Here is a 4,877-nt window from a genome sequence, read left to right as displayed (position 1 = left end):
GTTCGCGACAAGGTGTTGTTGATCGAGCGGTTGAGGATTTCCTCCGGCTCGGCCTTGCGCGCCAGCCGGAACAGCTCGCGCACGCGGTCGAACACCACCACCTTGTCGTTGATCGAGTAACCGACCACCGCCAGCACCGAGGCCAGGACCGTGAGATCGAACTCGCGACGGGTCAGGGCGATGATGCCCAGGGTGACCAGGGCATCATGGATCTCGGTCATCACCGCAGCGTACGCGAAACGCTTCTCGAAGCGGATCCACAGATAGCCCATGATGCCGATGATGACGAAGATCACCGCGTAAACACCGGTGGTTCTCAGCTCTTTGCCAACCTGGGGGCCGACGAAGTCGGGCGCACGCTTCAGACGCACGTCCGGGCGCGAGGCCTTGAGCGCGGCCATCACGTCGTGAGCCACCTTGTCGGCATCCAGCTTGCCGCCATTTTTCAAAGCCGCCTTATCCGCCTTCGGTTGCATGCGGATGGACAGGTCCTGGTTGTCGCCCAGGCTCTGCACCTGGGCTCGCTCGAAGCCGCCCTTGGCCAGGGCCGAACGCACGTCCTCGATATTCACCGGTTTGGCGTAGGTGATTTCCACCAGCACGCCGCCGGTGAAGTCCATGCCGTAGTTCAGGCCCCGCGTTCCGATCACCACGATCGACCCCAGCATCAGGAGCACGGCGATGACTATCGAGACCTTGCGCAGGCCGAGAAAATTGATGTTGCTGTTGGGATTGAAAATTTCCATGAAGTGCGCTTCCCGGCCAGTTAGACGGAGAGGGTCTTGAGCTTGCGTCGACCGTGGATCATTGCCGTGATCGCATGCGTGACCGTGACCGAGGTGAATAGCGAAGTCAGGATGCCAATGAATAGCGTCACGCCGAATCCGCGGATCGGACCCGAGCCCATGGTCATCAGTGCCATGGCGGCCAGCAGATGGGTGACGTTGGCATCAAGAATGGTGGACCAGGCTTTTTCGTAGCCCGCGCGGATTGATGCGTGTGGCGTGGAGCCGTTGCGCATCTCCTCGCGCACGCGCTCGCAGATCAGCACGTTGGCGTCGATGGCCATGCCCAGCGTGAGCACGATGCCGGCGATACCCGGCATTGTCAGCGTCACGCCAATCATCGACATCACCGCCAGCAGCAGCACCAGGTTGAGCACCAGTGCGATGTCAGCGACCAGGCCAAAGAGCTTGTAGTAGATCAATGCCGCCAGCAATACCAGACTCAGGCCCAGGATCACCGCATGCACACCCTTCTGGATGTTGTCGCGCCCCAGGCTGGGGCCAATCACGTGCTGCTCGACAATGGTCATGGGCGCGGCCAGCGAACCGGCCTTCAGCAGCAGGGCCAGCTCGGAAGCCTGCTTCGGACTGTCCAGGCCCGTGGTCTGGAACTGGCGGCCGAACACGCCGTTGACCGTAGCATAGGAAATCACCTTCTCGGTGGTCTTGAAGGAATTGACCTTCTTGCCGTCGACCATCTTGGTCTCGGGGATCTTGTCGATGTAGACCACCGCCATCGGACGGCCCACGTTGGACTCGGTGAACTTGCGCATGCTCTTGGCACCGGCCTCATTGAGCGTCACGTTGACGTCCGGCGACCCGGTCTGCTGGTCGAATCCGGAAGAGGCGTCGGCAAGCTCATTGCCGGTCACGATGACCTGCTTGCTGAGCAGGTAGGCGCGGCCATCACGGCCGTAGTACAGACGCGCGTCCGGCGGCACGATGCCCTTCTTGACGGCATCCTCCACCCGCGGGTCCGGGTATGCGGCGATACCCTTGCGGTACTCCAGCGAGGCGGTCGCGCTGATGATCTTCTTGGCCTCGGCGGTGTCCTGGATACCGGCCAGGTCGACCACGATGCGGCTTTCGCCCTGTTGCTGGATCAGCGGCTCGGAAACGCCCAGCGCGTTGACGCGCTTGCGCAATGTGGCCAGGTTCTGGTGGATGGTGCTGAGCGCCAGCTTGCGCAGCTTTTCCGGCTTGATCGTCATGTCCAGCACGAAGCGGCTGCCGGTGCTGGGGCCGTCCTGCAGGTCCAGATCCGGATAGGCGGTAGCGATGGCGTCCCTGGCCTTGGAACGATCGGCCTGCGAACGAAGCACGGCGACGATCTGGTTGTCGCTCTTGACCACGGACAGGTAACGCAGGCTCTTGTCACGCAACAGCGCCCGCACATCGCCCGAATAGATTTGTTCCTGGCGATTGCGAATGTCGTTCTGGTCGACCTGCAGCAAAAAGTGGACACCGCCCTGCAGATCCAGGCCCAATGGCATGCTGTCAGCATGTATTGCGCGCAGCCAGCCAGGCACGGTGCTGGCCAGGTTGGGCGCCACGATGTACTGCCCGGCAAGGGCGTTCTTGAGCGCATCCACGCCCTTGCTCTGAATCTCGTTGTCGGCAAAACGGACCAGCAGTCGTTCGGTCTTCTCGTTGGCCTTGATCGACGTGTAGGGAATCTTGTCCTTGTCCAGGATGGACTTGACCTTGGCCGTCAATGCCTGGTTGACCGTACCGCCACGATTGGCTGAAACCTGCGCGGCCGGAACCGGCGCGAACACGTTGGGCAGTGCGTACAGCATGCCCAGCAGCAACACCACGACGACCAGCGCATATTTCCAGCGTGGGAAATCACTCATGCCTTGTTTCCATTGATGCCGGAATCCATGTTCCGGCGCGTGCATCGGACCGGCCCCGTGCCGGCCCTCCCCGTCATGCGGACTTCAGCGTGCCCTTGGGCAGCACCTGTGAGATCGAGGCTCGCTGGACGCGGACCTTCACGCCACTTGCGATTTCCACCGTCACGAACGACTCGCCCAACTCGTCGATGCGACCGGCGATACCGCCATTGGTCACCACTTCGTCGCCCTTGCCCAGCGAAGCGACCATGGCGCGATGCTCCTTCTGCCGCTTCATCTGCGGCCGGATCATCATGAAATACATCAAGCCGAACAGGACCACCATCATGATGATGAAGCCCATGCCGCCACCGGTAGCGCCACCGCTGCCCGCACCCTGCGCGTGAGCTTCGGAAATGAAAAAGTCCATAATGATTCTCACAAGTTGCGGTCCCGGGAGGAAATCTCCCCGGACCGGTAAAAAGGCCCCGGATTATGCCATGAGCGAGGCACGGATGCATGAAAAGCGCGACAACGTGCTTGCGACCACGCCGCCGGGTCAGGGTTCCGCTGTGGCCCGGGGATCGCCGGATTCAAGCCCCATCGACGCATGGAAGCCGGCAACGAACCGGTCCAGCGTACCGGTCTCGATGGCTTTACGCAGCCCCTGCATCAGCCGCTGGTAGTGGCGCAGGTTGTGAATCGTGGCCAGTTGGCACCCCAGCATCTCGTTGCATCGGTCCAGGTGTCGCAGATAGGCCCGGCTGAAGCCATTGCGGCAGGTATGGCAATCGCAACCTTCCTCGATCACGCGGGTATCCCGGGCAAACTTCGCGTTGCGGATGCGCAGCGTGCCCCCCCGGGTAAACAGGAATCCGTTGCGCGCATGGCGCGTGGGCATCACGCAATCGAACATGTCGATGCCTCGCCGCACCGCTTCAACGATATCCTGCGGCCGCCCGACCCCCATCAGGTAACGCGGGTGTCCGGCTGGAAGGCACGGAACCGTGTGCTCGAGGGTGCGGTTGCGCTCGTCCTCGGACTCGCCCACCGCCAGTCCGCCGACCGCATACCCGTCAAAACCGATCTGCACCAGCTTTTCCGCCGAACGTGCGCGCAGGTCCTCGTACACTCCGCCCTGGACAATGCCGAACAGGCTGTTGCGGTTGTCCGCCTGATCGAAGGCCTGGCGCGAACGTTCGGCCCAGCGCAGCGAAAGCTGCATCGAATCGGCAGCCTGCTCGTGCGTGGCGGGGTATGGCGTGCACTCGTCGAAGATCATGGCCACGTCGGAATCAAGCACGGTCTGGATGCGCATTGATTCCTCGGGCGACAGGAACACCTTCGATCCATCCACCGGCGAGGCAAAGGTCACGCCCTCCTCGGTGATCTTGCGCTTGTGCGCCAGCGAGAACACCTGGAATCCGCCCGAATCGGTGAGGATCGGTCCGTTCCAGCCCATGAACCGGTGCAGGCCGCCGAATTCGCCGACCACCTCGAGCCCCGGGCGCAGGAACAGATGGAAGGTATTGCCCAGGATCATCTGCGCGCCGACCTCGACCAGGTCGCGCGGAAGCATGGCCTTGACGGTGCCATAGGTGCCCACAGGCATGAACGCGGGCGTCTCCACGACGCCACGCGCGAAGGTCATGCGGCCGCGGCGGGCCGCGCCGTCGGTAGCCAGGAGGTCGAATTTCATGGTGGTCATCGGGGCATTATCGCGGGGCGTGGGCGGTTCGTCATGTCTCTCTTCGTGATGTATCCAGCAGGGCTTGTCTCGCGAATTTCAGGTTGCGCTTCGAACAGGGTTCCGCTCGCCTGTAGGCGCGCGGGTTACTTCTATTTGCTTGTCCAAATAGAAGTAACCAAGACAAAGGACACTCCGGATTGGCGCTTTCCGGGCCTGACGGCCCTCCAGGTCCGTGGGCGGCGGCCGGACCTTGCCGACAGGCCATCCCTGGCCTGACGGCAAGGTGGCCCGCATCCGTGCGGGCCACCCTTCGGGCTTTTCAGTCCACCACCCACCGCCGCTCAGGGGCCCCGAAAAAGCACAAGCCCGCAGACCGCAGCATCAAGCATGTCGGTTTTCCCAGGCAGTTCCCACCCTTTTATCGCGGTCGCAAGCCACATAGCGCAAATCTGAACCCGCTAAAAAAGCAATCCGACCGGCGCGGCAAAAAAAGAATCAGGCCCCGTGCGGGAGGATCAGCATCGCATCCCCATAGGAGAAGAACCGATACCGCGCCTGGACCGCATG

5 protein-coding genes are annotated in these 4,877 nt (G+C 62.3%); all 5 read right to left on the bottom strand.

Translation table 11 applies throughout. The features are described from left to right. The coding region (gene secF / locus PF446_RS04990; RefSeq protein WP_298070145.1) for a protein translocase subunit SecF at nucleotides 1–746 on the bottom strand (746 nt) is incomplete at its 3' end. A gap of 20 nt (nucleotides 747–766) precedes the next feature. Next, entirely contained in the window at nucleotides 767–2,641 is a 1,875-nt protein-coding gene (gene secD, locus PF446_RS04985; protein ID WP_298070144.1) for a protein translocase subunit SecD, read from the bottom strand. Nucleotides 2,642–2,714: 73 nt separating this feature from the next. After that, complete coding sequence (yajC, locus tag PF446_RS04980) at nucleotides 2,715–3,050, bottom strand: preprotein translocase subunit YajC (RefSeq protein WP_298070147.1); 336 nt, start codon at nucleotides 3,048–3,050, stop codon at nucleotides 2,715–2,717. Nucleotides 3,051–3,179: 129 nt separating this feature from the next. Next, entirely contained in the window at nucleotides 3,180–4,328 is a 1,149-nt protein-coding gene (gene tgt, locus PF446_RS04975; protein WP_298070143.1) for a tRNA guanosine(34) transglycosylase Tgt, read from the bottom strand. 477 nt (nucleotides 4,329–4,805) lie between these two features. Further along, nucleotides 4,806–4,877: S-adenosylmethionine:tRNA ribosyltransferase-isomerase (locus tag PF446_RS04970; protein WP_298070146.1), on the bottom strand; the 72-nt coding region annotated here is incomplete at its 5' end.

This window comes from Oleiagrimonas sp. (genome assembly GCF_027858935.1).
Lineage (GTDB): Bacteria > Pseudomonadota > Gammaproteobacteria > Xanthomonadales > Rhodanobacteraceae > Oleiagrimonas.
The sequence above is the reverse complement of the archived record's forward strand: the minus strand, read 5'-3'. Positions and strand labels throughout refer to the sequence as shown.

Coding starts and splice junctions, on each gene's coding strand:
- tgt (WP_298070143.1), bottom strand. CDS start 4,328: ATGACCACCATGAAATTCGACCTCCTGGCTACCGACGGCGCGGCCCGC.
- secD (WP_298070144.1), bottom strand. CDS start 2,641: ATGAGTGATTTCCCACGCTGGAAATATGCGCTGGTCGTCGTGGTGTTG.
- yajC (WP_298070147.1), bottom strand. CDS start 3,050: ATGGACTTTTTCATTTCCGAAGCTCACGCGCAGGGTGCGGGCAGCGGT.